Source organism: Micromonospora okii (genome assembly GCF_020884795.1).
GTDB classification, from domain to species: domain Bacteria; phylum Actinomycetota; class Actinomycetes; order Mycobacteriales; family Micromonosporaceae; genus Micromonospora; species Micromonospora okii.
Genome location: NZ_BBZF01000013.1, coordinates 25,085 through 49,579 on the forward strand (window position 1 = coordinate 25,085; position 24,495 = coordinate 49,579).

General features: G+C 73.4%; 20 protein-coding genes, 1 tRNA gene and 1 pseudogene. 4 read left to right on the top strand and 18 right to left on the bottom strand.

Annotated features, from left to right (window positions below; genetic code table 11):
- Positions 1 to 2: 2 nt before the first annotated feature.
- The gene (locus LPU43_RS03130; protein WP_229398688.1) at positions 3 to 926 is read right to left on the bottom strand and encodes a hypothetical protein; all 924 of its coding nucleotides are present in this window, start codon (positions 924 to 926) and stop codon (positions 3 to 5) included.
- A 331-nt stretch (positions 927 to 1,257) separates the two neighbouring features.
- Positions 1,258 to 1,632, bottom strand: coding sequence for a VOC family protein (locus tag LPU43_RS03135; RefSeq protein ID WP_229398689.1), 375 nt, complete (start codon positions 1,630 to 1,632; stop codon positions 1,258 to 1,260).
- A gap of 366 nt (positions 1,633 to 1,998) precedes the next feature.
- On the opposite strand from LPU43_RS03135, the gene LPU43_RS03140 reads away from it, so the two are divergent.
- Positions 1,999 to 2,517 (top strand): hypothetical protein, encoded by a 519-nt coding sequence (locus tag LPU43_RS03140; RefSeq protein WP_229398690.1) that lies wholly within the window; start codon positions 1,999 to 2,001, stop codon positions 2,515 to 2,517.
- Between the two features lie 114 nt (positions 2,518 to 2,631).
- Here the strand turns inward: LPU43_RS03140 and LPU43_RS03145 are convergent.
- Positions 2,632 to 2,705, bottom strand: a tRNA-Thr gene (locus tag LPU43_RS03145).
- Positions 2,706 to 2,751: 46 nt separating this feature from the next.
- On the opposite strand from LPU43_RS03145, the gene LPU43_RS03150 reads away from it, so the two are divergent.
- Positions 2,752 to 4,626: a metallophosphoesterase family protein gene (locus tag LPU43_RS03150; RefSeq protein WP_373321642.1), complete on the top strand. Its 1,875-nt coding sequence runs from the start codon at positions 2,752 to 2,754 to the stop codon at positions 4,624 to 4,626.
- On the opposite strand, the gene LPU43_RS03155 is transcribed toward LPU43_RS03150, so the two are convergent.
- The 6 genes from LPU43_RS03155 to tmk form a co-directional block, all read right to left on the bottom strand.
- The gene (locus tag LPU43_RS03155) at positions 4,602 to 5,438 is read right to left on the bottom strand and encodes a PSP1 domain-containing protein (protein WP_229398692.1); all 837 of its coding nucleotides are present in this window, start codon (positions 5,436 to 5,438) and stop codon (positions 4,602 to 4,604) included. The genes LPU43_RS03150 and LPU43_RS03155 overlap by 25 nt on opposite strands.
- A gap of 78 nt (positions 5,439 to 5,516) precedes the next feature.
- Complete coding sequence (locus LPU43_RS03160) at positions 5,517 to 6,182, bottom strand: hypothetical protein (protein WP_229398693.1); 666 nt, start codon at positions 6,180 to 6,182, stop codon at positions 5,517 to 5,519.
- The gene (locus LPU43_RS03165) at positions 6,182 to 6,490 is read right to left on the bottom strand and encodes a hypothetical protein (protein ID WP_229398694.1); all 309 of its coding nucleotides are present in this window, start codon (positions 6,488 to 6,490) and stop codon (positions 6,182 to 6,184) included. Before LPU43_RS03165 ends, LPU43_RS03160 begins: the two co-directional genes overlap by 1 nt.
- A 1-nt stretch (position 6,491) precedes the next feature.
- Positions 6,492 to 6,821: a YbaB/EbfC family nucleoid-associated protein gene (locus LPU43_RS03170; RefSeq protein ID WP_229398695.1), complete on the bottom strand. Its 330-nt coding sequence runs from the start codon at positions 6,819 to 6,821 to the stop codon at positions 6,492 to 6,494.
- 204 nt (positions 6,822 to 7,025) lie between these two features.
- Positions 7,026 to 8,315, bottom strand: coding sequence for a DNA polymerase III subunit delta' (locus LPU43_RS03175; RefSeq protein WP_229398696.1), 1,290 nt, complete (start codon positions 8,313 to 8,315; stop codon positions 7,026 to 7,028).
- On the bottom strand, positions 8,315 to 10,375 hold the full coding sequence (gene tmk / locus LPU43_RS03180) for a dTMP kinase (protein ID WP_229399306.1): 2,061 nt from the start codon (positions 10,373 to 10,375) through the stop codon (positions 8,315 to 8,317). The genes LPU43_RS03175 and tmk overlap by 1 nt, the downstream gene beginning before the upstream one ends.
- A gap of 404 nt (positions 10,376 to 10,779) precedes the next feature.
- On the opposite strand from tmk, the gene LPU43_RS03185 reads away from it, so the two are divergent.
- The gene (locus LPU43_RS03185; protein ID WP_229398697.1) at positions 10,780 to 11,988 is read left to right on the top strand and encodes an amino acid deaminase/aldolase; all 1,209 of its coding nucleotides are present in this window, start codon (positions 10,780 to 10,782) and stop codon (positions 11,986 to 11,988) included.
- Positions 11,989 to 12,016: 28 nt separating this feature from the next.
- On the opposite strand, the gene LPU43_RS03190 is transcribed toward LPU43_RS03185, so the two are convergent.
- Complete coding sequence (locus tag LPU43_RS03190; RefSeq protein WP_373321657.1) at positions 12,017 to 12,601, bottom strand: TetR/AcrR family transcriptional regulator; 585 nt, start codon at positions 12,599 to 12,601, stop codon at positions 12,017 to 12,019.
- A gap of 225 nt (positions 12,602 to 12,826) precedes the next feature.
- Here LPU43_RS03190 and LPU43_RS03195 point away from each other — a divergent pair, with 225 nt between their 5' ends.
- Positions 12,827 to 14,143 carry a D-arabinono-1,4-lactone oxidase gene (locus LPU43_RS03195; protein WP_229398699.1) on the top strand — a complete coding sequence of 439 codons (1,317 nt, stop codon included), beginning with the start codon at positions 12,827 to 12,829 and terminating at the stop codon, positions 14,141 to 14,143.
- Positions 14,144 to 14,202: 59 nt separating this feature from the next.
- Here the strand turns inward: LPU43_RS03195 and LPU43_RS03200 are convergent, their stop codons facing one another.
- From LPU43_RS03200 to LPU43_RS03235, 8 genes and pseudogenes are all read right to left on the bottom strand, one after another.
- Positions 14,203 to 15,168, bottom strand: coding sequence for a DUF559 domain-containing protein (locus tag LPU43_RS03200; RefSeq protein ID WP_229398700.1), 966 nt, complete (start codon positions 15,166 to 15,168; stop codon positions 14,203 to 14,205).
- 105 nt (positions 15,169 to 15,273) lie between these two features.
- Positions 15,274 to 16,297, bottom strand: a pseudogene (locus LPU43_RS29025) (IS30 family transposase).
- Between the two features lie 96 nt (positions 16,298 to 16,393).
- Entirely contained in the window at positions 16,394 to 19,249 is a 2,856-nt protein-coding gene (gene topA, locus LPU43_RS03210) for a type I DNA topoisomerase (RefSeq protein ID WP_229398701.1), read from the bottom strand.
- Between the two features lie 371 nt (positions 19,250 to 19,620).
- Positions 19,621 to 20,247 carry a hypothetical protein gene (locus tag LPU43_RS03215; RefSeq protein WP_229398702.1) on the bottom strand — a complete coding sequence of 209 codons (627 nt, stop codon included), beginning with the start codon at positions 20,245 to 20,247 and terminating at the stop codon, positions 19,621 to 19,623.
- Positions 20,238 to 20,780: a hypothetical protein gene (locus tag LPU43_RS03220; protein WP_229398703.1), complete on the bottom strand. Its 543-nt coding sequence runs from the start codon at positions 20,778 to 20,780 to the stop codon at positions 20,238 to 20,240. The genes LPU43_RS03215 and LPU43_RS03220 overlap by 10 nt, the downstream gene beginning before the upstream one ends.
- Positions 20,781 to 20,926: 146 nt before the next feature.
- The gene (locus tag LPU43_RS03225) at positions 20,927 to 23,302 is read right to left on the bottom strand and encodes a sodium-translocating pyrophosphatase (protein ID WP_229398704.1); all 2,376 of its coding nucleotides are present in this window, start codon (positions 23,300 to 23,302) and stop codon (positions 20,927 to 20,929) included.
- Between the two features lie 354 nt (positions 23,303 to 23,656).
- Entirely contained in the window at positions 23,657 to 24,094 is a 438-nt protein-coding gene (locus LPU43_RS03230) for an ATP-binding protein (RefSeq protein ID WP_229399307.1), read from the bottom strand.
- Positions 24,091 to 24,447: an STAS domain-containing protein gene (locus tag LPU43_RS03235; RefSeq protein WP_229398705.1), complete on the bottom strand. Its 357-nt coding sequence runs from the start codon at positions 24,445 to 24,447 to the stop codon at positions 24,091 to 24,093. Before LPU43_RS03235 ends, LPU43_RS03230 begins: the two co-directional genes overlap by 4 nt.
- Between the last annotated feature and the right edge of the window lie 48 nt (positions 24,448 to 24,495).

Genomic DNA, 24,495 nt, shown 5'->3' on the forward strand with positions numbered 1-24,495 from the left:
CGTCAGTCAGCCAGCCGGGCGGTCAGCTCGTCGACGACCTGCCGGGCCATGTCCGGCGGCACCGCTGCCGCGATGGCCTCCGGGGTCAGGCCGGCGGCCCGCACCGCCTCGGCGAGCCGCTGCGGGGTCAGGCCGGCGAGCACCCCGGCGATGATCGCCGGCTCGTCCGTCCAGTCCCTGCCCGCCAGGGTGGTCACCCCCGTGGCGACGCCGTCCAGCCGGTACATCAGGTAGTCGAGCTTGGCGACGAGGCTGTTGCTGGCCTTCGCCGGCCCGCCGCCGTCCGGGTCGACGGACCGGCCCATGCTGGACCCGCCGTTGAACAGGCCGGTGAAGACCTGATGGATCTCGTTCTCCGCCTTCTCGCTCATGTCGTCTCCCGATTGTGGGGGGCCGATCAGCCCGATGGTCGTCAGGTAGCGGCGGAACAACGGGGTCTGGTCCCGGCCCGCCTTGGTGGAGTCGCGGAAGAAGCTGAAGTGGGTGTGCCACAGGTGGGAGTTGTCGCCGGTGCTGCGCCTGCCGAGCCGGTCCCACCGCTTGACCGTCCTGCCGTCCGGGGAGTAGATGATTTCCCTGACGTCACGCGCGTCGGCCACGCCGGCCACGCACTGCTGCACGCACCAGACCGAGAAGGACCGCAGATCGTGGGTACGGCCCGCCGACCGCACCGCGAAGGGCCCGACGTCCAGGGCGGAGGCGTCGAGGGTCAGCCCCGTGCTGTCCCGGGTGGACTCCACCACCGAGTAGTCGTTGCTCACGACACGGTCGGACCCGCAGTGGTAGCCCCCACGGTGGGAGGCGTCGCCGACGATCCCCACCTCGGCGGGTTCCAGATCCTCGTCGCGGGCGCGGTCAGGGTCGACGTCGAGGTGGGTCAGCAGCAGGCGTCGGACGGCCAACAGGTTCGCCGGAGCCCGGGTCATGGGAACTCCCTTCAACGCGTGGGGGCCGGGCAGGCGATCACATTGCGTAAGCATTGCTTCGACCAGGAACCGGCCCGGTCACAAGGTGCACATCGTCGGGCGGTGAACCCAAGGCTAGCCAGGCACAGTGGCATCTACCAGGGAAAGCGTCCGGGTTTCGAATAGCGCTACACGCGCCTACGTCGATCTCCGCCAAGTGTTCGCCGGAGAGAAGAACCCGAAGGTTTTTCCACTGTGCATACGCAGCGTTATCGCGGGTGCGGGCCGAAGCGGCGGGCCGACGCGCAGGGGCCGGGCACCCGATGCGGGGTGCCCGGCCGGAATTTGCGGACTACAGGTACGGGCGGGTGATCAACTCGATGGCGTGGCCCGCGGGGTCCTTGAAGTAGACCCCCCGGCCCCCGTGCTCGTTGTTGATCTCGCCGGGGCGCCGCATCTGCGGATCGGCCCAGTGCTCGACGCCCTGGTCGCACAGCCTCCGGTACGCCCGGTCGAAGAGGTCGTCGTCGACCAGGAAGGCGTAGTGCTGCATCTGGATCTCCACCGGCGGCTCGGCGAACTGGAGCAGCACCCCGTCGGTGAGCTGGATGTTGGTGAAGAAGCCCCAGGACGGCGCCTCCGGCAGTTCCAGCAACTCACGGAAGAACCGCGCCGACTCGTTACGGTCCCTGGCGGCGATGATGGTGTGGTTGAACGTGACAGTCATTCGGCTGACCTCGCTGCGCTCGACACGGAAAGGGGACCTGCGGTGCGCAGTCCGCGCGGAGGTCCACGTGCCGAACCTGGGAGGTGCCCTTGCCGCACCCGCCGGGCGGTCAGCCCTCCACCGGGTCGCCGATCCGTGCGTGGCTCAGGGCCGGTCCGGTGTTCACGACGACGACGCTAGTCGACCCCATCGATCAGCGCAAACACCTTGCGCCCGACGTCGGAGTGCCGATCTCGCGACGCGGTCGGCGCCGGGCCACCCGGCTACCCTCCAACGATGCGGCGTGCACGCAGGCGGCCGGCCCGTCGTCCGAAGCTGCGAGATCTCCCGGGAGCCATCCGGGAAGCCGACTGGTCGGCACGCCTCATGGCCGGCGGGATGGTCGCCGTCGCCGTCGCGATCGTGCTGCCGTGGTGGCGCCTCGTCCTGCCCGACGCCTGGGACGGCATCAGGGCCCGCGCCGGGGGCGTCCCCGGCTCCGTCGCCGTGACCTGCACGGAGGACACAGCGGCAAGGGACCCGCAGTTCTGGACCCTGGGCTGGAGCTGCAACGGCCCCTTCACCGCCGACACCGGCGACGTCCACATCGATTCGGTACGACTGTTCATGCACGCCGACGGGCCGCCGGGGCCCACCGTGGCCGGCCGCGTGAGCGGCCCGGGAGCGACATGGCTGTGGCCCGACGGCGAGATCGAGTGGGTCTTCGCGGTATCGCTGGCCGGCGGCCTGCCGATCCTCGCCGCCCTCCCCCTCCGAGCCGCCGTCGGCCTGCTCGAGCCGGTCGACGGCTGGCCCGGGCCGAGGCGGAAGCCGCGGGGCGGCCCTCCTCGGATGGGCAACCGGGCGCGACGCCGCCGCCGGAAGCGGCGGGCCTCGCCAGGGTAGGCGGATGGTCCAGATCATGATCGGCGAGCGAGCCGGGACAGGCACCGCCGGCGGCGGTGTCGCCAACCTCGGGAAACGGCGAAGCCCAGGTCGCTGACCTGGGCTTCTGTATCGAGCCGCCTGACGGAATCGAACCGTCGACCTACGCATTACGAGTGCGTCGCTCTAGCCGACTGAGCTAAGGCGGCAACGATCGCCAAGTGTACGGCACCGCCCGCCCGCCGGACCAGCCGGATGCCCCTCGGCCACCGGCATCCGGACACCGGAGGCGATCCGGGCGAGACCCGACAGCGGAAACGCCCGTCCGCCACTACGCTCCGCCGGGTGACCGACGATCGTACCCCCGTCGACGGCCCGGACGACGCCGCGCTTCCCGACAGCGAGGCCGACTTCGCCCGCACCGCCCGCCGGCCGCGCAGCACCGACCCGCTGGAGCTGGGCTTCACCCCGCGCCGGCCGGTGCCGTGGCTCGCGCCGCTGCTGCTGATCAGCACCGGCCTGCGGACGCTGCTGGCGATGCTGTTCGGGGCGTACCTGGACAAGCGGGAGCTGCAGAACGCGTTCGGCGACGGGGTCGCCCGGCAGGTCGGGCCGGACGGCGGGCTGTGGCTGGACTACGTCGCCGACCTCGGCGACGGCTTCAACGCCACGTACTCGGTGGCGTACCTGCTCGCCCAGCGCGAGCTGGAGGTCGACGGGCACCGCCTCCCCCGGGCGCAGACGCTGGTGATGGGCGGCGACCAGGTGTACCCGTCGGCGTCCTACGGGGCGTACGAGGATCGGTGCAAGGGGCCGTACCAGGCCGCGCTGCCGGTCACGCCGCCCGAGCGCCCCACCCTCTTCGCCGTTCCCGGCAACCACGACTGGTACGACGGGCTGACCGCGTTCCTGCGCCTGTTCGTCCGCTCCCGGGACCGGCACTTCGGTGGCTGGGCGACCGGGCAGTCCCGCTCCTACTTCGCCGTGGAGCTGCCCGCCGGCTGGTGGCTGCTCGGCCTCGACGACCAGTCCGGCTCCTACCTGGACGACCCGCAGCTCACCTACTTCGACAAGGTGGCGGAGAAGCTGGGGCCGGGCAGCCAGGTGATTCTGGCCGTGCCGGCGCCGACCTGGGTCAAGGCCGTCGACCACCCCACGGCGTACGACTCGATCGACTACTTCGTCCGCACCATCGTCACGCCGACCGGGGCGCGGGTGCGGCTGCTGGTCTCCGGGGACCTGCACCACTACGCCCGGTACGCCGGCCCGGACCGGCAGCTCATCACCTGCGGCAGCGGCGGGGCGTACCTCTACCCCACCCACCACCTGCCCGAGCGGATCGAGGTGCCGCCGCGCGACACCCTCTCCCGGCGGGCCAGCCGCAGCCAGCCGTACGACCTGGCGGGCCGTTTCCCCGACAAGGCCACCTCCCGGCGCTACGGCTGGGGGGTGTTCGCCCGGCTGCCGAGGCGCAACCCGGGCTTCGGTACCCTGCTGGGCACCCTGCACACCCTGCTCATGCTGGCGATGGCCGGCGTGGCGACGACCCGGGCCGACGGGGCCGAGCAGCGGCTGTTCAGCGTCCCGCTGGTGGCGATGCTCGTGGTGACGATGCTCGGGGCGGCGTTCTTCGCGAAGCCGCCCAGCTCCGGGGGGAAGCGGCACGTGCGGCACTGGCTCCTCGGCGTCGGGCACGGCCTGGCCCACGTGGGGCTGGCCGCCGCCGGCACGTGGGCGTGGCTGGCGCTGCCCCTGGTCGACTGGCCATGGCCGCTGCCCGCAGTCGCCGCCGTGGTCGTCTACGGCCCGGTGATCGGCTTCCTGGCCACCGAGCTGGTGGCGGCGTACCTGCTGGTCGCGGGCGCGTTCGGGGTCAACCTCAACGAGCTGTTCGCCGGGCAGGGCATCGAGGACGCCAAGGCGTTCCTGCGCATGCGGATCGACCCCGACGGCACCCTCACCGTCTACCCCGTGGCCGTGGACCGGGTGGCCCGCGACTGGCGGGTCAACCCGGACAGCTCGCCCGACTCCTCCTGGCTGGTCCCCACCGGCCCCCTCGTGCCACGCCTGGCCGAGCCCCCGATCGTCCTGCGCCCCGACGACGGTCAGGCGGTGGGGCGGGTGTCGTAGGCGCGGCGGGGGCCGCAGACGTCGGACAGGGCGCAGCGCCGCGTGGCCCCGTCGGAGATCTGCCGGACGGTGACGGTCTCGCTCGGCGGGTGCCGGGACACGACCTTCGCCGTCCCCTCCGGAGTCTCGACCCGCTGGCCGGACGCCGGGTAGCTGCCGCTGTCGGCGTAGAGGGGATGCTCGTACTTCAGGCAGCACATCAGCCGGCCGCAGGCACCGGAGATGCGCAGCGGGTTCAGGGGAAGGTCCTGGTCCTTGGCCATCCGGATGGTGACCGGCTCGAAGTCGGTGAGGAAGGTGGCGCAGCACAGGTCCCGCCCGCAGGAGCCGATGCCGCCCTGCACGCGGGCCGAGTCCCGGGCGGAGAGCTGGCGCAGCTCGACCCGGCAGTGCAGGGTGGCCCCCAGGTCCCGCACGAGGGAACGGAAGTCGACCCGGTGCGGGGCGGTGAAGTAGACCGTCGTGCGCTCGCCGCCGCCGTCCGCCGTGGCGAGGACGTGGTCGACGGCCACCACCTTCATCGGCAGGCCGTGCTCGCGGATCAGCCGCTTCGCCGCCACCTTCGCCTCGGCCTTGCGCCGCCGCAGCGACTCGTCGCGGCGCAGCTCCTCCTCGCCGGCGAGCCCGGCCAGCTTGGGGAAGCCGTCCGTGTCGTCGCTGACCCACTGCGCCGCCCAGACGCACTCCGCCACCTCGGGCCCGTCGTCGGTGGGCACCAGCACCCGGTCGCCCACCTGGGGGCGGAACTCCCCCGGGTCGAGGTAGTAGAGGCGCCCGTACCGGTTGAAGCTGACCGCGCAGAGCATGCCCATGCCCTCACCCTACGACGGGACGACGGCCCGGACCCACCCCGGGCGTGGCCGCGCGGTCACCCGCCGCATCGGTGGCGGTCAGCGGACCCGGAGCGGGGAGTCGTGGTGCGGGCTGCCGGTCGCCGGGCCGCGCCACGTCGTCTCCGCGAGGCTGGGCGACCACTGGCGTAGCAGCGTCTCCGCCCCGTCGTAGGCCACCCCGAGCACGGCCAGCACCCGGTGGGCGACGTCGGCCGCCGCGAGTAGCCCCGCGCCGCCGGGCTCGGCCCCTGTGGCGGTGGCGGCGCGCACCCGGACCGCCTCGGCGGAGCCGAGCACGTCGGCCAGGGCCCGGGCCAGCGCCAGCCGGCTGCCCTCCACCCAGTCCGCGAGCGCGTCGGCGTACCCGGCGGTCGACTCCAGTCGGCCCACCAGGCTCTCGGGGCCCTCGTCGAGGTGGCGCAGCAGTGCGGAGCGCGCCTGGTCGTACGCGGAGGCGGCCGGCCCGGACCAGGCGGCGTGGTCGGTGAGGGCGTGGCAGACCTCGTCGTACCCCCGCACGAGGGTGCGCACCGCGTGGCCGGCGTCGGCCAGCGGCGCGGGGTGCAGGTCGAGGAAGCCCCGCACGGCGTCGCCGGGGAGCACCCGCATGCGGCGCAGCAGCGGCCAGAGCCGGTGGCCCTCGGGTGCGCCGCCGGCGAGCAGCGTGTCCACCCGGTCGAGCAGGTCCAGCCCCGGCTCGGCGAGGCGGTCCAGCGCGTCCATCAGACCTCCCGCCGGCCCAGCCTGCGCCGGACGGTGTCGTCGACGCCCGCGTACCGGTCGGCGGCGACGCGGACGGCGGAGGCGGCGGCGGTCAACCGGGCCGCCGCGAGCGTCGCCTCCCGGGCCCGGTCGCCGGTGGCGTCGGTCCACGCCCGGTGCAGCGCCCGCCCGATCTCGCCGGGCCGACCGGGGACGAGGGCGCCGAACGCCGGGTGCGGCGGGTCGGTGGCGACGACCGCGCGGGCCAGGGCCTCCAGGGTGCCGCCCGCCTCGTCCAGCCGGTCGGCGAGCGCGCGCAGCTCGTCCACGTCAGGCCCCCGCCAGCGGCCGGTACGCGGCGAACGTCTCGTTGTGCAGCTTCTCCCGGGCCCACTGGGCGGCGTCGGCGGCGGCGATCACGGCGGCCCGCACCGAGGCGGCGACGTCCCGGTGGTGCCGGTGGTGCAGCGGGCCGAGGAAGCGCACGTCGGTGATCCGGCCGCCGGCGGTCACCACCACCTCGACCAGCCCGTCGGGGGAACGCACGGTGACCTCCACGGTCTCCACCGCCCGGTCGAACTCGGCCTGCAACGACTCGATGCGGCGGTAGCGCCGTACCGCCTCCTCGATCCAGGCCTCGTCGATCTCCCCCCGAGGCATGGCGGACTCCTCCCGGCAGTGCACTCACTGGGTGTGCCGCCACCGTGACCGCGGCATCACCGGACCGTACCGCACGGCAATCGCGACTGTCGATGACCTGTGGACAGGGTAGGCGACGGGGCGCGCCCGCGTCGCCCCGTCGCGGCCGGGCGGGTGAACGGCCGGCGCCGGGACGGCGGCCGGGCGCTGTCGCCTCGCGGCCGGTCAGCCCTTCCAGAGGGCCAGCATCATTGCCTCCACCGCGATGCGCGGCTTGACGTTGGCCTCGATGGCGGCCCGGCACTCCAGCACGGCCTCCAGCCGGCGCAGCGCCCCCTCGGCGTCCCACTTCCGCCCGCCGGCCTCGGCCAGCTCGGCGGTGTCGGTGTGCACCGGGGCGACCGGCGCACCCAGCGCGGCGGTGAGCGCGTCGCGGTAGAAGCCGGCCAGGTCGACCAGGGCCCGGTCCAGCGCGTCGCGCTGGGCCCGGGTGGCCCGCGACTTCTGCCGCTTCTCCAGGTCCTTGATCTGGCCGGCCGCCCCGCGCATCGCGCCGGCCGCGCCCCGGCCGGTGCCGCCCGCGCCGAGCGCGGTCTGCAACGCGGCCCGCTCGGCGGCGTCGGTCTCCGCCACGGACGCCTCGGCCTCCGCCTCGGCGGCCTCGATCAGCGCGGACGCCGCGTCGAAGGCCGCGCCCACGCCGGTCAGCCGGCGCGGCACGGCGAGCACCGCGTCCCGCCGCTTGCGCGCCTCCGGGTCGCGGGCGAGCCGCCGGGCCCGCCCCACGTGCCCCTGCGCGGCCGCCGCCGCCCACCGCGCCACGTCGGGGGCCACGCCGTCGCGGTGGACCAGCACGTCGGCCACGGCGTCGGCCGCCGGCTGCCGCAGCGGTACGACCCGACAGCGCGACCGGATGGTCACCGAGACGTCGTCGGGGTGGGTGGACGGGGCGCAGAGCAGGAAGACCGTCCGGGGCGGGGGCTCCTCGACGGCCTTGAGCAGCGCGTTGCCGGCCGCCTCGGTGAGCCGGTCCGCGTCTTCGATGATCACCACCTGCCACCGGCCGCCGGACGGGGTGCTGGCGGCCCGGAGCACCAGGGCGCGCATCTCGCCGACGCTGATGGAGAGCCCCTCGGGCACCACCAGCCGGACGTCGGCGTGGGTGCCGGCGAGGGTGGTGTGGCAGCCCTGGCACACGCCGCAGCCGGTGCCCCGCTCGCACTGGAGGGCGGCGGCGAAGGCCCGGGCGGCCACCGAACGCCCCGAGCCGGGCGGCCCGGTGAAGATCCAGGCGTGGGTCATGCCGGCCGCGGGGTCGACGCCCGCGCCCCCGCCGGCCGCCTCGGCCCGCTCCCCCGCCGGGGCCGGTCGTCCCGCCCCGGTCGGCTCCCCCGCCGGAGCCGGTCGTCCCGCCTCGGCGGGACGGCGGAGCACCGCGGCGGCCGACGCGGCGGCCCGGCGCAGCGTCTCGACCGCGTCGTCCTGCCCGACCAGGTCGGCGAAGGCGTCCGACATCAGGTCCGGTGCTCCATCGTCACCAGCTCCGCGTCGGATAACTCGGGCTGCACCGAGGTGTCCGGCCCCTGGGCGGGGCGGGGGTGCACGATGCCGTCCGGGTCGACCAGGAACTCCTCCACCCGGCGGGCGACCAGCTCGGCGGTCTCCCCCACCGCGCGGGACGCGTCGAGCACCAGGTAGCGCTTCGGGTCGCTGGCGGCGAGGTCGAGGAAGGCGTACCGGACCCGCTCGTGGAAGGCGACGGACTCGGCCTCCAGCCGGTCGGCGCTCTCGGCGCGCGCAGCCACCCGGGACAGGCCGGTGCGCGGGTCGACGTCGAGCAGCACCACCAGGTCGGGCTTGAGCCCGCCGGTGGCCCAGGAGGAGAGCCAGGAGACCTCGTCGACGGGGAGCGTCCGCCCGGCCCCCTGGTACGCCAGGGACGAGTCGACGTACCGGTCGCTGATCACCACCGCGCCCCGGACGAGCGCCGGGCGGACCACGGTGGCGACGTGGTGCGCGCGGTCGGCGGCGTAGAGCAGCGCCTCGGCGCGCGGCGACGGCGCCTCGTCGGTGGTGCCGAGCAGCAGGGCGCGAATCCGCTCGCCGACCCCGGTGGCGCCCGGCTCCCGGGTGACCACCACCTCCCGGCCCTGCCCGCGCAGCCGCTCGGCCAGCGCGGCGAGCTGCGTCGACTTGCCGGCGCCCTCGCCGCCCTCGAAGACCACGAAGAGCCCGTTGGAGACGAACTGCTCGGCCGGCATCAGCGGGCGGCCCCGGATCGATCCCCACAGGTCGGCGAGGACCGGCACGCCCTTCTTGTCGTCCATCTGCCCGAACGCGCTGATCCCGGCGAAGATGCCGGCCGCGCCGGCGGCGAGCAGCAGCAGCCGGGTGGAGGAGACCGAGACGCCGAGGTCGGCGATGGTCAGCCGGCGGGAGCCGCCGACGCCGACCAGAAGGCTGCTCAGCGCGATGGCCAGGATCAGCACCAGCCGGGTGCCGATCTGCACCACCGCGAAGACCCGGCCCCGCACCTCGTCGGCGACCTCGCCGCCGAGCAGCGTGGTGCCGGCGAGGAACGCCATCCCGGCGCCCGCTCCCACCAGGATCGCGCCGAGCATCGCCATGGAGAGGTGGATGGCGAACGCGAGCAACACCACGGACGCGCTGGCCAGCACGATGCTCATGCCGAACCAGCGCCGCCGGGACATGTCCCGCACGATCATCGGGCCGAGGCCGATGCCCAGGGCGAGGCCGACGAACATCGCGCCGAAGAGGAGGTAGAAGGCGGCGTCGCCGGCGCCGAGCGAGGCGGCGAAGAACTTCGCCGTGCCGATCACGATGCCGCCGCCGGCGAACGCGCCGAAGATGCCGAGCACCAGGCCGCGAACCAGCGGGGTCTGGGCGATGTACTTCCAGCCCTCGGTGAACTGGTGCCTCACTCCCTGCTCGGTGCGGTCCGCCTCGCTCGTCTGCGCCTGGCTGATCTCCTTGATCCCGAACGCGACCACCAGCGCGGTGGCCAGCCGGGAGAACGCGTTGAACCAGAGCGCGAGCTGGGCCGGCTCCGCCCAGGAGGGCATCTCGCCGCCGGTCGCGCCCCGGATGCTGCGGTCGAGCACGGCCAGGCCGAGCGCGGCGGCGATCGGGGTGAGGCCGTACGTGGTGATCAGGGTGAGCTGGTTGGCCGCCTCCAGCCGGGCGCGCGGGATCAGGTTCGGGACCGCGGCCTCCTTGGCCGGGATCCAGAGCAGGGTGATCGTCTCGATCAGGAAGGTCGCGATCGCCGCCCAGCCGACCACCAGGCCGCCGCTGGCCCCGGTGAGGGCGAACAGCGGGATGGAGGCGAACAGCAGGAAGCGCAGCACGTCGCAGATGACCATCGTCCAGCGCCGGTCGAACCGGTCGGCGAGGACGCCGGCCACCGGGCCGAGGATCAGCGCGGGCAGCAGCCGGATCGCGATCAGGGTGCCGAACGCGGCGCCCTGCGCGGTGCTGCCGGAGACCTGGGCGGCGGCGAAGACGGAGGTGGCGAGCAGGCCCAGCCAGTCGCCGAAGGAGGCCGCGCCGAGCACGATCCAGAGCCGGCGGAACGGGCGGATGCGCAGCACGGAGCGGATCGCGGCGGCCCCGGACCGGTCGGCGGCCGACGCGGGGGCCGGGCCGCCGGGCTGGGCGGCGGGCGGGGCGTCCTGCTCCCCGGCGGGCTGGGGGGTCGACGGGTCGGTGGGCGCGGCGTCCGGCCCGCCACCGGGCGACGACACGCCGGGCGACTCGCCGTTGTTCTGGCTTTCGATGGCCGTACCTCCACGTGCCGGCCCAACGCTGGGCAGTCCCGGTGCAACACTCTAGTCCCGGTCGGGGGCCTTCCCCTCCGTGACAGTGCCTGCTCGCCGAGCGTAGGCCGCCGACGCCCCGGCTCGCTGGCCCCGTACGCGAGCATCTTTCGCATTGGCCGTTCGACAGTTAGCGTGCAGACGTGACCACCGAAAGCGACATACTGCGCGAGCGCCTGGAGCGGGCCACGGCCCACCTCGACCCGCCGTACGCCGTGGTCGACCTCGCGGCGTTCGACGCCAACGCCGCGACGCTGCCCACCCGGGCCGGGGGCAAGCCGCTCCGGGTCGCCAGCAAGTCGGTGCGGGCCCGTGACCTGCTCGGCCGGGTGCTGGGCCGGCCCGGCTGGCGGGGGGTGATGGCGTTCACCCTGCCCGAGGCGAGCTGGCTGGTCCGCACCGGCGTGACCGGCGACGCCCTGGTGGCGTACCCGACGACCGACCGGGCGGCGCTCGCCGCGCTCGCCGCCGACGAGGAGCTGGCCCGGGGGGTCACCCTCATGATCGACGACGTGGGCCAGCTCGACCTGGTCGACGCGGTGTGCCCGCCGCAGGGCCGGCCCGCCCTGCGGGTCTGCCTCGACCTCGACGCCTCCTGGCGGCCCCTGCGCGGGCGGCTGCACGTCGGGGTGCGGCGCTCACCCGTACACAGCGCGCGGGCGGCCGGCACGCTCGCCGCCACCGTCGCGGGCCGGCCGGGCTTCCGGCTGGTCGGCCTGATGGCGTACGAGGCGCAGATCGCCGGGCTGGGCGACTCCCCGCCGGGACGCACCGCGCTGGGGGCCGCGATCCGGGCGGTGCAGCGCCGGTCGTACCACGAGCTGCTGGCCCGCCGGGGCGCGGCGGTGGCGGCGGTACGCGAGCACGCCGACCTGGAGTTCGTCAACGGCGGCGGCACCGGCAGCGTGGCCGCGACCAGCGCGGACCCCGCCGTCACCGAGGTCACCGCGGGCTCGGGCCTGTACGGGCCGACGCTGTTCGACGCGTACCGCGCCTGGCGGCCGACCCCGGCGGCATTCTTCGCCTGCGCGGTGGTCCGCCGGCCGACGCCCGAGCTGGCCACCGTGCTCGGCGGCGGCTGGATCGCCTCCGGCCCGCCCGCCGCCAGCCGCCTACCCGCGCCCTGGCTGCCGAGCGGGCTCAAGCTGCTCGGCCCGGAGGGGGCCGGCGAGGTGCAGACCCCGCTGGCCGGGCCGGCGGCGGCCGGCCTGCGGGTCGGCGACCGGGTCTGGTTCCGGCACGCCAAGGCCGGCGAGCTGTGCGAGCGGGTGAACGAGCTGCACCTCGTCGACGGCGACCGGGTGGCGGCGACCGTGCCCACCTACCGGGGCGAGGGCCGCGCCTTCCTGTAGCCGCGCCCACCCCCCGGCGTGCCCCGCATCAGGAGGTCGGGGCCTCGACGGGCGCCTCGGCCGGGGCCTCGACGTGCTGGTGCAGGTATTCCCGGATGAGGGACTTGGCCTCGGCGAGCACCCGCTCGTCCCCCTCGGGGCTGCGGCGGAACGCCAGCTTGATCAGGGCGTCCGCGGTCTCGACGGCGATCTCCAGGCAGAACCGCAGGCGCGGCTCGTCGGTCATCCCGAACCGCTCGGTGAGCACCCGGGCCAACTGGTCGGCGATCACGCCGTTGTTGTCCCGCTGCTCGTCGAGCAGGTGCAGGTCGACCACGTCTCCGAAGTGCAGGGTGCGGAAGCCGGGGACGGTGCGGTGCATCGTGATGTACTCGTCGATCCCCGCGCCGACGCCGTCCCACCAGTGGGTCAGGTCGTCGGAGGCGAACCGCTCGTCGAGCCGCTGGAGGTAGGACTCCATAGTGCGCAGGGTCAACGCCTGCACGATCGCCCGCTTGTCCGGGAAGAACTGGTATACCGATCCGATCGCCACCTCGGCGCGCTCGGCGAGCAGGGTCGTGGTCAGCCCCTCGTACCCCACCTCGTCGACGAGTTCGGCGCAGGCGTCCAGCATCCGCTGGACCCGCGCGACGCTTCGACCCTGGACCGGTACCCGGCGCAACGGCCCGGTCGTGGCGGCTGGTGTGGACACTCGACGCCACCCCCCTTCGACGGATGAACATATCTGCACGTCACGAGTGTGTGACTACCGGTACAACGAGCGGACCTCGATTGCGGTATTTACCAGGCACAACGTTCCTGATATGAAGACACTTCACGTTCATGTCGAGGAGCGCGCATGGCCCGTACCGCCCCGCTCGACGCCGCCTGGACCAACTGGGCCGGCAACCAGCGCAGCACCGCCACCGCCGTCCTCCGCCCCCGCACGGTCGCCGACGTCGCCGAGGCCGTGCGCGCCGCCGTGGCGGCTGGCGCGCGAATCCGCCCGGTTGGCAGCGGCCACTCCTTCACCGCGGTCGCCCGAGCCGACGACCGCCGGATGGAGCTGACCGACCTGGACACCGAGGTACGAATCGACCGGGATCGGCACCTGGTCACCGTACCGGCCGGGATGCCGCTGCGTCGGCTCAATGCACTGCTCGCCGCGAACGGGCTGGCGATGCCCAACCTCGGCGACATCGACGCGCAGACCATCGCGGGGGCGATCTCCACCGGCACCCACGGCACCGGCGCGGCGTACGGCTGCCTGTCGACCTTCGTCGAGGCGCTCACCCTGGTCACCGGCACCGGCGAGGTGCTGCGCTGCTCCGCCGGGGAGCACCCCGACGTCTTCGCCGCCGCCCGCGTGTCCCTCGGCGCGCTCGGCGTGCTCACCGACGTGACCCTGCGCGTCGTGGACGCCTTCGTGCTCCGCGCGCACGAGCGCCCCGCCCCGCTCGCCGAGGTGCTGGCCGGCCTGCCGGACCTGGTCGCCGGGCACGACCACTTCGAGTTCTACTGGTTCCCCTACACCGACCGGGTACAGGTCAAGACCAACGACCGGGTGCCCGCCGACAACCGACCGCTGCCCCGCTGGCGCGGCTGGCTCGACGACGAGTTCCTCTCCAACACCGTCCTCGGCGGGGCCTGCCGGCTCGGCCGGGCCGCGCCGGGCCTGGTGCCGGCGATCAGCGCGGTCTCCGCCCGGGCGCTCACCGAGCGCACCTACACGGGCCGCTCCGACACGGTTTTCTGCACCCCGCGCCGGGTCCGCTTCACCGAGATGGAGTACGCCCTGCCGCGCGCCGCCCTGCCAGAGGCGCTGGCGGCGGTGCGCCGGATCGTCGACGGGCTCCCGTTCAAGGTGCAGTTCCCGGTCGAGGTCCGCTTCACCGCCGCCGACGACATCTGGCTCTCCCACGGCTACGGCCGCGACTCGGCGTACCTCGCGGTGCACCAGTACGTCGGCAGGCCGTACGAGCCGTACTTCCGGGCCGTCGAGGAGGTCGCCGCCGACCTGGGTGGGCGCCCGCACTGGGGCAAGCTGCACTGGCGCGACGCGGAGTCCCTCGCGCCGGCGTACCCGAGATTCGCCGACTTCCAGCGCCTCCGCACCCGCCTGGACCCGAACGGCATCTTCACCTCCCCCCACCTGACCACTGTGTTGGGCCACTAATCTTGGAGGGAAATGGCCCCTGGAGGGGCCGGATTCTTCCAAGATCTATCGCCAACGCGTCAACCGGCCCAGCCCGCCGCGCGCAGAGCGGCCCGAAGCTGCGCGACGACCTCGTCGGGGTGCGAGCGCACGGCCCAGGACGGGAAACGCAGGACCCGGTCCCCGTCGACCCAGAGCGCGTTCTGCCGTCGCATGTCGGCCCACGCCTGGCGTGGGTCGAGGTGCTGCCCGCCGTCGATCTCGACGTGCACCTGCCACTCCTCGAAGTAGGCGTCGAGGTAGCGCCGGCGGCCGGTCGAGTCGTACCGGACCATCTGGCGGGTCGGCTCGGGCAGACCCGCACGGCGTACCAGGCCGAGGAAGCCGAGCTCGGCCAGGGAGTGCGCTCCGCCAGCCGCGTCGTCGGCGGTGCCCAGGATCAGCCGCCGCCGACGCACCCGGGGCAGCCGGCTGACGACCTGGCGCACCTCGTCGCCCCCGATAAGCCGCTGCTGGAATCCGGCGGCGATCACCGCCCTGGCCTCGTCGTCGCTGTTGGCCCACTGCGCCGCGTCGACGACCGACCGGGCGAGGGTCGTCCGGCGCGGCTGCCCGACGGCGAGCACGTCCTCCTCGGGCAGTCGCGCGGTGCGGTGTGCCAGCACGCCCGACGGTAACGGACTCCGCCGGCAGGTGGCCGGTAACAGCAGGTGCACGGGCCTGCTGGGGAACCCGCGCAGGCCGCCCGCCTGGGCGGCGGTCAGCCCGCCGAGCATCGCGGCAGGCCCGGCAGCGAGGACTGCGATCCAATGGAGCTGATCGACGCTCACCGGGCCACTGTGGGCGACGAACACAGCCCTGTGCACCTGCCGCCAGCGCCGGGTGTCGACCCGGTGACGAATCGCCTTTCGGGTCAGATGCCGTAGCGCCTGGCGGAGGCTGATCACCTCTTCCTGGCGGAAGAGCAGCAGGCTCAGCTCGTCGGCGTACTCACCCGGCAGCGCCCGCCGCCACTGCGCCAAAGTCCCCCGGTCACGACCAGCCACACGTCTACGGTCAGCCACACGGCTACGGTGCCGAACCCGCCGCCTTCTCCGCTGCCCCTGTGGACAACGCCGAAATCTTGGAAGGAACTGGCCCCTGTGGCGGTTTCAATTGGTGGTTGCAACACCGAGGAGCTGGGCCATTCTCTCACCTGGGGTGTCCCAGCCCAGGGTTTCTCGGGGGCGTGCGTTGAGTTGGTCGGCGACGGCGTCGAGGTCGGTTTGGCTGATGGTGCGGAAGTCGGTGCGGCCTTTGGGGAAGTACTGGCGTAGTAGGCCGTTGGTGTTCTCGTTGGTGCCGCGTTGCCAGGGGCTGTGGGGGTCGCAGAAGTAGACCGGGCAGCCGGTGGCGATGGTGAACTGGGCATGGCGGGCCATCTCGCTTCCCTGGTCCCAGGTCAGCGAGGCCAACAGCCGACGGGGTAGCCAGCCCATCATGGTGGTCAACTGCGTCACGACGTGTTCGGACACCTTTCCCTCGGGCAGGGCGGCCAGGATCACGAAGCGGGTATGCCGCTCCACGATGGGTCGCGATCGCCGATCCTCCTGCCGGCCCTCGGCCGCCTTCGACGAGGTCGCCTTCCCAGTGCCCGGGTACCGCCCGGTCAGTGACCTCCGCCGGTCGGGCGCTGATGTTCAGCCCCAGCCAGGGCCGCTGCGAGCGGACCGGCCCACCGGCGACGGGCCGGTGGCGCCGGGCGGCGCGACCGGAACGCAAAGCCACCTGCCGGGTCAACTCCGCGCGCAGGTTCCCCCGCGCCTGCAGATAGATCGCCTGGTAGATCGTCTCGTGCGACACCCACATCTCCGGAGACTCCGGGTGATCACGTCGCAGTCGCCGACTGATCTGCCACGGTGACCACCGCTGCGCCAACAGATCAACGACCCGCCGCCGCAACGGCCCGTCACCTACCAACCTCGCAGGCCGCTTACCGCGCCGGTGACGCAGCCACGCCGCCCAGTCCGCCGCCGAGGGCCGGTACACCTGCCCGTACCGCTCGAACCGGCCCACCTCCCGACTCACCGTCGACGGCGACCGAGACAACCTCCGCGCGATCTGACGGATCGACAACCCCGCCGCCCGACCCAAACCGATCTCTTCCCGCTCCGCCGACGACAACCGAGCTGCCATCACCACCACCTCCACCAGGATCAACGAAGGTGTTGCAACCAACGGTTGACTTCAAGTGTAGGGGCCGTTTCCTTCCAAGATCTCGTTGGCGAGGGGTCAGTCGGGGCGGGAGGCGGCCTTCTTCGGGGCCGCCTTCTTCGCGGCGGGCTTCGCCGCCTTCGCCTTGGCTGCCGTCGTCGTGGACTTCGCCGCCGTCGTCGACTTCGCCGCCGTCGTCGACTTCGCCGTCGTGGACTTCGCGGCCGCCGTCTTCTTGGCCGCAGCGGTCTTCTTCGCGGGGGCCTTCTTCGCCGCCTTCTTCGGGGCCGGGCCCTTGGCGCGCTTCTCGGCCAGCATCTCCGAGGCCTGCTCGACGGTGAGCTGCTCCGGGGTCTGCCCCCGGCGCAGCGACGCGTTGAACTCCCCGTCGGTCACGTACGGGCCGAACCGGCCGTCCTTGATGACCAGCGGCTTCTCGGTCAGCGGGTCGACGCCCATCTCCCGCAGCGGCGGCGCGGCGGCGCGGCGCTGGCGGGTCTTCGGGGCAGCCAGCAGGGCCAGCGCCTCGTCCAGGGTGACGGTGAACATCTTCTCTTCCGAGTCCAGCGAGCGGAACTCGTCACCGCGCTTGACGTACGGGCCGAAGCGGCCGTTGTTGGCGAACACCTCCACGCCGTCCGGGGCCACCCCGACGAGGCGGGGCAGGCTGAGCAGCCGCAGCGCCTCGTCGAGGGTCAGCGAGTCCGGCGACTGCGAGCGCAGCAGCGACGACTTGCGCTCCCCGCTGGCCACGTACGGGCCGTACCGGCCGGACTTGAGCAGGATCGGCTCCCCGGTGCCCGGGTCGTCGCCGAGCTTGCGCTCGCCGCCCCCGCCGAGGAACAGCTCGTGCACCTTCTCGGGGGTCAGCTCGTCGGGGGCCAGCCCCTCGGGGATCGGGGCGCGGTCGCCCTGGCCGCCGCCCTCCTCGCCCTCCGCCGGGGCCGCCGGCTCCTCGCCGGGGACGCCACGCTGGAGGTACGGCCCGTAGCGACCCACCCGGACGACGACCTCGCGGCCCTCGTCGTCGGTGAACAGCGGGATGGAGTTGACGCTGCGCGCGTCGATCTCGCTGAGGTTCTCCGTCACCAGCTTCTTCAGCCCGCCCGAGCGGGCGATGTCCCGGTCGCCGGTGCCGTCGGGGCTGCCGAAGTAGAACGCGGTGAGGAAGTCGACGGCGGCGTGGTCGCCACCGGCGATCTCGTCCAGCTCGTTCTCCATGCTGGCGGTGAAGTCGTAGTCGACCAGGCGCGGGTAGTGCCGCTCCAGCAGGCCGGTCACCGCGAACGCCAGGAAGCTCGGGATGAGCGCCTGGCCGCGCTTCGTCACGTACCCCCGGTCCTGGATCGTCTGCATGATCGACGCGTAGGTCGACGGGCGGCCGATGCCCAGCTCCTCCAGGGCCTTGACCAGCGACGCCTCCGTGTACCGCGACGGCGGCTGGGTGTGGTGGCCCTGCGCGGCCAGCTCGTCGGCGGTCAGCGGCTGGTCCTTGACCAGGTTGGGCAGCCGGCGCTCGGCGTCCTCGGCCTCGGCGTTCTCGTCGTCGGACGACTCGACGTACGCGCGGAGGAAGCCCGGGTCGGTGATCGTCTTGCCGGTCGCGCCGAAGTCGGCCTCCTCGCCCGAGGAGGAGACCGCGCGGATGCGCACCGACACGCTGGAGCCGACGGCGTCGGTCATCTGCGAGGCGATGGTGCGCCGCCAGATCAGCTCGTAGAGCTTGAACTCCTCGGCCGACAGCTCCTTGGCCACGTCGCCCGGGGTGCGGAAGTTGTCCCCCGCCGGGCGGATCGCCTCGTGCGCCTCCTGCGCGTTCTTCACCTTGCCGGTGTAGCGGCGCGGCTCCGGCGGCACGCTGCGCTCGCCGTACAGCTCGACGATCTGCCGGCGGGCCGCCGCGATGGCGGTCTCCGACAGGTTCACCGAGTCGGTACGCATGTAGGTGATGTAGCCGTTCTCGTAGAGCCGCTGCGCGGTGCGCATCGTCTGCTGGGACGAGAACCGCATCTTGCGGGCCGCCTCCTGCTGGAGGGTGGAGGTGATGAACGGCGCGTACGGGCGGCGGCGGTAGGGCTTCTCCTCGACCCGGGTGACGGTGAACGGCCGCCCCGCCAGGCGGGCGGCGAGCCCGTGGGCGCCTGCGGAGTCGAGGTGCACGACGCCCGCGCCCGGCTTGACCCGGCCGGTGGTCGGCTCGAAGTCCTTACCCGTGGCGATCCGGTCGCCGTCGAGCGCGACCAGGGTGGCGTTGAAGGTGCGCGGCCCCTCGCCCGGCTTCGCCACGGCCAGGGTGGCCAGGATGTCCCAGTACTCGGCGGTGCGGAACGCCATCCGCTGGCGCTCCCGCTCGACGACGATGCGGGTCGCCACGGACTGCACCCGGCCCGCCGAGAGCTTCGGCATGACCTTCTTCCACAGCACCGGCGAGACCTCGTAGCCGTACAGCCGGTCGAGGATGCGCCGCGCCTCCTGCGCGTCGACCAGGTCCCGGTCGATCTCGCGCGGGTTCGCCACGGCGGCCTGGATCGCCGGCTTGGTGATCTCGTGGAAGACCATCCGCTTGACCGGCACCTTGGGCTTGAGCGTCTCCGCGAGGTGCCAGGCGATGGCCTCGCCCTCGCGGTCCTCGTCCGTGGCCAGGAAGATCTCGTCGACCTCCTTGGCCAGCTTCACCAGCTTGCTGATCTGCTGCCTGCGGTCGGACGAGACCACGTAGAGGGCGTGGAAGCCGTTGTCGACGTCCACCCCGAGGCGGGCCCACGGCTCGCCCTTGTACTTGGCGGGCACGTCGGCGGCGTTGCGCGGCAGGTCGCGGACGTGACCGAAGCTGGCCTCCACGACGTACCCCGGGCCGAGGTAGCCCGAGATCGTCTTGGCCTTCGCCGGTGACTCGACGATGACCAGACGGGTGGTCCTGGCGTTGCTCGGCACGTCTCCTGCGACCTCACTCCTGCTCGCGGCCGACCGGTTCCGGGCGCGGACCACCGTCGGTCCGCCGGGACCGCCGGCGGTCCGGATGTCCAACGTAACGCGCCGCCCGCGTTTCGGGTTTCGCGGGCGGCAAACCGCCACCCCCGCGCGGCACGGGGCCGCACCGCACCGCGACGGTCTCGCCGAACGGCGTCACGGTACACCGTGGGTAGGCCCCCGAGCGGGTCACTGTGACGACGTGGCGGTGTCGTCGGCGTCCGACCAGCCCTTCCGCGCGCCGCCCCCGGCGGACCGACGGTCCCTGATCCGACAGCTCCCCCGGAGAAGTGGATCTCTTCCCCGAGAAGTGGACCATGAAACAGGTGGGTGGCTCAGGGCCAGTCGGCGGGGGACGCGGCGGGCGGGCGGTCGCCGAGCAGGTCCGCCAGCCGGGCCAGCCGGCGGCGGCCGGTGATCCGGTACGCCGGGCCGCCCGCCCCCGCGTCGAGCAGCACCGCCGGCAGGCCGACGGCGGCCAGGGCGGCGCCGACCGGCTCCCGGCAGGGCAGGTCGGTAGCGCCGAGGCGGAGCAGGAAGCCCGCCGGGTCGGCCGACCCGGCGGCGGCCACCCAGAGCCGCAGTCGCCGGCCGTTGAGGTGGAACCCGGCGGGCGGTCGCTTCACGCCTTCGGCCGACGGGGAGGCCGGGTCGGGCAGCCAGGCGACCGCGAGCGGGGCGAGGGTGCTCGCGTACGCGGTGCGGACCAGGTGCCGTCCGTCACCGGTCGCCTCCCACGTCGTGGGAAGCCCGCGCCGGGCCAGCTCGGCGACGAGCACGTGCACCCGCCAGGCGGCGTCCACCACGACCGACAGGCGGGCGGTGCCGCCCATCCGGAACACCTCCCCCGGGCCGGCGAGCAGGCCGGCCAGGTCGGCGACGGACGGGTCCGCCGCCTCGGCCCCGAACAGCGAGAGCTGCCGGACCGGGTCGGGAGGGCGGTCGGGGGACGTCAGCGGCACTCCGGGACCTCGTCGAAGGCCTGCCGCAGCGCCTCGGAGCTGAGCCGGCTGGTGTCCAGCGCGCCGGCGTCGTACTCCTTGTTGAGGGTCTCCACGGCGGTCCGCACCCCGGCGTAGAAGGTGGTGGCCTCGCCGGTGCCCAGCCCGGCGATGGTGTCCCGGGCCCGGCCGTACGCGTCGCGCACCTTGCCCAGCGACGCCTGGAAGCCCTTCGAGATGTCCTCGCCGTCGTCGGTCTCCGGGATGCCGGCCTCGTCGACCTTGCGGCGGGCGGTCTCGCTGGCCTCCTCCGCGCCCGCGAAGAGCCGCACCAGGTTCTCCTTCGCCTGCGCCGGGGTGGTCTGCGCGGTCATCTGCTGCTGGGTGCTGCTCGTCAGCTTGTTGATCTCGGCCCGCCACGGGGTGAGGGCCTCGCAGACCGAAGCCGCCCAGACCCGGGGGCTGGGGCCGCCGCCGCACCCGGTCAGCGCCAGGATGAGCGCGGCGACGACCACCGTGAGCTTTCCGGCGGCCCCCGCCCGGCACGTGCACATGCGATGCAGCGTACGGCCTCCGCCCGGATGTGCCACCGGTCGGTTTCCCGCCGCCGAGCCCCCGCCGGCTCGCCCCAGGGCTGCCGGCGGGAGCGGGTTCCCGGCCGTCAGGCGCGAGGCCGGCCGGGAACCCGCTGTGCCACCGCTCAGGCGTTGACCTTCTCCGGCCGCCGGCCGGCGCTGGCGCCGCTGTCGTCGGAGTCACCCATCGCGATGCCCTTGCGCTTGCTGAACACCACCGCCGCCACGATGATCAGCGTCGCCACCACCGCGATGCCGATGCGCAGGCCGACGTTGCGGTCGTCGCCGACGCTCCACGCCACGACGGCCGGCGCGATCAGCAGCGAGACCAGGTTCATCACCTTGATCAGCGGGTTGATCGCCGGGCCGGCGGTGTCCTTGAACGGGTCGCCGACGGTGTCGCCGATGACCGTGGCGCCGTGCGCGTCGGAGCCCTTGCCGCCGTACGCGCCGTCCTCGACGAGCTTCTTGGCGTTGTCCCAGGCGCCGCCGGAGTTCGACAGGAAGACCGCCATGAGCGTGCCGGCGCCGATCGCCCCGGCCAGGTACGCCGCGAGCGCGCCCGGCCCGAGGCCGAAGCCGACGGCGATCGGGGCGAGGATGGCGAGCAGGCCGGGGGTCATCAGCTCGCGCTGGGCGTCCCGGGTGCAGATGTCGACGACCTTGCCGTACTCGGGGCGCTGGGTGCGGTCCATGATCCCGGGCAGCTCGCGGAACTGCCGGCGGACCTCCATGACGACCGCGCCCGCCGAGCGGGAGACCGCGTTGATGGCCAGGCCGGAGAAGAGGAAGACCACCGCCGCGCCGATGATCAGGCCGACCAGGTTGCGCGGGTTCGCCACGTTCAGCGAGTTGAGGATCTCCGCGCCGACGTCGCCGACGCCCGCGTCCGCGTACGCCGTGCGCAGCGTGTCGGTGTACGAGCCGAACAGCGCCGTGGCGGCGAGGACCGCCGTGGCGATCGCGATGCCCTTGGTGATCGCCTTGGTGGTGTTGCCGACCGCGTCCAGCTCGGTGAGGATGCGCGCGCCGTGGTCGTCGATGTCGCCGGACATCTCGGCCACGCCCTGCGCGTTGTCGGAGATCGGGCCGAAGGTGTCCATGGCGACGATCACGCCGACGGTGGTGAGCAGGCCAGTGCCGGCCAGCGCCACGGCGAACAGGGAGAGCGTGATGGAGCCGCCGCCGAGCAGGAACGCGCCGAAGACGCCCGCGCCGATCAGCAGCGCCGAGTAGACCGCCGACTCCAGGCCGATACTGATGCCGGCGAGGATGACGGTGGCCGCGCCGGTCTGCGAACTCTTGCCGATGTCCTGCACCGGGCGTCGGGTGGTCTCGGTGAAGTACCCGGTCAGCGCCTGGATCGCGGCGGCCAGCACGATGCCGATGACCACGGCGGCGATGGTCAGCCCGCGCGGGCCGAACGGCGGGTCGCCGCCGTCGACGCCGAGGCTGTCGCGCCACTGCGGCCCGAGCAGGTCGGCCCAGGTCGGCTTGAGGTAGACGTAGGAGGCGACGGCCACCAGCGCGGCGGCGACCACGGCGGAGATGTAGAAGGCCCGGTTGATGGCGGTGAGGCCGTTGCGGTCGGAGGCGCGCAGCCGGGTGATGAAGACCCCGAAGATCGCCACGAGCACGCCGATCGTGGAGATGATCAGCGGCAGCACGAGGCCCTCGTCGCCGAACGCGGCCCGGCCGAGGATCAGCGCGGCGACCAGCGTGACCGCGTACGACTCGAAGAGGTCGGCGGCCATGCCGGCGCAGTCGCCGACGTTGTCGCCCACGTTGTCGGCGATGGTGGCGGCGTTGCGCGGGTCGTCCTCGGGGATGCCCTGCTCGACCTTGCCGACCAGGTCGGCGCCGACGTCGGCGGCCTTGGTGAAGATGCCGCCGCCGACCCGCATGAACATCGCCAGCAGGGCCGCGCCGAAGCCGAAGCCCTCCAGCACGGTCGGGGCGTCGCCCTTGAACAGCAGGACGACCAGCGCCGCGCCGAACAGGCCGAGGCCGACGGTGAGGAAGCCGACCACGCCGCCGGTGCGGAAGGCGATCTTCATGGCGCCCTCACGTCCGCCCTCCCGCTCCCGCGCGGCGGCGGCGACCCGCAGGTTCGCGCGGGTGGCCAGCCACATGCCGGCGCCGCCGATGAACGCGCTGAACAGGGCGCCCACCACGAAGAAGGCGGAGCGGCCGATCTTCACCGCCGTCTCGCTGCCGTCGGTGTCGTGCACGGGCAGCAGGAAGAGCAGCACCACGGCGATCACCACGAAGATGCCGAGGGTCCTGAACTGCCGGAGCAGGTAGGCCGACGCCCCCTCCTGTACCGCCCCGGAGATCTCCTGCATGTTGGTGGTGCCCCTACCGGCTGCCAGCACGGCCTTGGTCAAGGCTGCGGCGAAGACGAGTGCCACCAGCGCGATGACCGCGGCGATGACGACGTACGTCAGGTTGGCTCCGGTGAGGGACAGTGCGCCGCCCTCTGCGGCCGAGGTCCCGGACATCTGTGTCCTCCTGTACCGAACGCTCGCGCCGGCCGGTGGAGACGCACAGACCGACGCCTGGATGCGATCGCAAGCGCGCCGGCCCGGTCGCGCGGGGCAGCGACGCACACCCATACCCGCTGGGTGCGGGAGGGATCACTTGCTGACAACCCGCGTACTGTAGCCCTCCGTAGTGCTGGGGGTCACACCGAGGGCCTCCCGCCGCCGATGATCTTCGTCGCTGTGTTATGAGGAAAAATCTGATATAGAGGCTCGTCACGACGTCGAGGCCGCCCTCCCCGACGGGAGAGCGGCCTGAGCAGCAAATCAGTTTGTTTCGAGTGACAGATCAGCCCGGCGGGCCGGGCGGGGCGGTCAGCGGCTCACCGGCCAGACCATCCGGACCTCGGTGCCGACGCCCTCCTCCACCGGGCGGACCTGGAGATCCTCGACGAAGCCGGCGAGCAGCGCGAAGCCCACGCCGGTGGTCAGGTCGTCCTCGTCGAGCGACTCGTTGGCGAGCTGGTCGGCGTCGAGCGCGGCCAGCCCGATGCTCGCCTCGATCGGCGCCCGGTCCACCACCCGCACCGAGTACGCGCCGGTGTCGGACATCTCCACCAGCACCGGCTCGGCCACCTGGTACTGCCGGTGCAGGGCCACCGCCCGGGTGCACGCCTCACCGATGGCCAGGCGCACCTCGTCGAGCAGGTCCTCGCGCACGCCGGCGCGGCGGGCCACCGCGACGCCGACCAGCCGGGCGGTGCGCACGTGCACCGGGGCCGGCGAGAAGGAGAGCCGAACCGTGGCCATCAGGCGCCGGCGCCGGCCGGGTCGACCCCGATCGCCGCGTCGACCGTCGGGAACAGCGGGAAGACCTGGTCCAGCGCCGTGATACGGAAGATCTTGAGCAGCGGCTCCTTGGCACAGACCAGCGCGAAGCTGCCCCCCGCCGCCCGCAGCCGCTTCAGCGCGCCGACGAGCACGCCGAGGCCGGTGGAGTCGAGGAAGTCGACCCGGCCCAGGTCGACCACGACGTGCCGGGCCCCGCCGTCGATCAGCTCCAAGAGCCGTTCGCGCAGGCGGGGGGCGGTGTAGACGTCGACCTCACCGCCGACCTCGAGCACCGTGTGCTCCCCCACGGCACGCGTCGCCAGCGACAGCTCCATCGGTCCTCCTCGCAAGAGTCGTAAACTCTCCTGGGCATCTAACCATCC